Here is a 1,056-nt window from a genome sequence, read left to right on the forward strand (position 1 = left end):
AGACTGATCTGCAGGACGTTGAGCTGCTCGCTGCGCTTGCCGAAGGCGTGGCGCTTGAGCAGCGCCAGTTCATAGGTCAGCTTCTGGTTGACCTGTTCGGTATGCCGCAGCGTTTTCTGGCTCTGCGCCAGTGCCTGTTCCTGCTGCTCGACCTGCGACATCAGCGTTGCCGCCAGGTGGCGGAGCTGATCGGGAGAGAGCTGAGACAGGTCGGAAGGCGTGTTCATCCGCCGAGTATGCCAGCCTGCCGAGGGTAGTGGGATTAGCGCATCCGCGAATAGCCGGGCCGCCACGTCTGTGCCACTGATCACACGACGGAGATCACCCCGCCGGCGCCGAGACGCTGCCAGGGCAGGCCCTGCACCAGCGCCGTCAATTGTTCTGGGCAGAGCTCGACGCGATCGCCGTGCCAGTTACCGGTCCAGTGGAACTTGCCCTGATTCAGGCGTCTGGCGCACAACCAGACGCCCAAACCATCGTGAATCAGCACCTTCATCCGGTTGCCGCGACGGTTGGCGAAGAGGTAGGCACAGTGCGGGCGAGCCGCACCGAACACCTTCACCACTCGGGCCAACGCCGACTCCGGGCCGGCCCGCATATCCAACGGCTCGGTGGCCAGCCAAATCTCATCGATGCGGATCATCCCAGCAGCCCCTTCAGCCATTGCGCGCAGTGGCCTGCCTCGGCGACCGGCCAACGCACGGTGATTGTGCCCCGCGTCGAGGGCAGCTCGATGCAAATCTCGCCGGCGGTGGAAGGTGGCGTTGGCAGATCAGCCGGTTCTGGTGGTACCGGCAAGGGCACAAAATCCGGCACGGCTGGCAGCTGGCTCTGCCGCTTGGCCTTGCGGATCCAGGTCTGGACGAGGTTGGTATTCACCCCATGTTGCAACGCGATCTGGGCAATGGAGGCATCGCCCTGCAGGCAGGCAGCGACGATTTTGGCCTTGAACGACGGGGCGTAGCGGCGGCGACGACGGATTTCACGTTCGGTGCTTGGGGACGTCATGGATAGGTGCCCATCTATTGTTACGTGGGCACCTAATGTCGCTGGCCA

3 protein-coding genes are annotated in these 1,056 nt (G+C 63.7%); all 3 read right to left on the bottom strand.

What is annotated here, in order from left to right; genetic code table 11:
• The coding region (locus tag GRB80_RS16025) for an IS66 family transposase (protein WP_202597376.1) at positions 1-227 on the bottom strand (227 nt) is incomplete at its 3' end.
• 80 nt (positions 228-307) lie between these two features.
• Positions 308-643 (bottom strand): IS66 family insertion sequence element accessory protein TnpB, encoded by a 336-nt coding sequence (gene tnpB, locus GRB80_RS16030; protein WP_161424422.1) that lies wholly within the window; start codon positions 641-643, stop codon positions 308-310.
• Positions 640-1,056 (bottom strand): IS66-like element accessory protein TnpA (gene tnpA / locus GRB80_RS16035; protein WP_237562133.1); only part of this gene is annotated, 417 nt, incomplete at its 5' end. The genes tnpB and tnpA, both read right to left, overlap by 4 nt.

Source organism: Halomonas icarae, from assembly GCF_009901955.1.
Taxonomy (GTDB): Bacteria; Pseudomonadota; Gammaproteobacteria; order Pseudomonadales; family Halomonadaceae; genus Halomonas; species Halomonas icarae.

Excerpts from the sequence above, each read along its gene's own strand:
- tnpB (WP_161424422.1), bottom strand. The coding sequence starts at position 643 with ATGATCCGCATCGATGAGATTTGGCTGGCCACCGAGCCGTTGGATATG.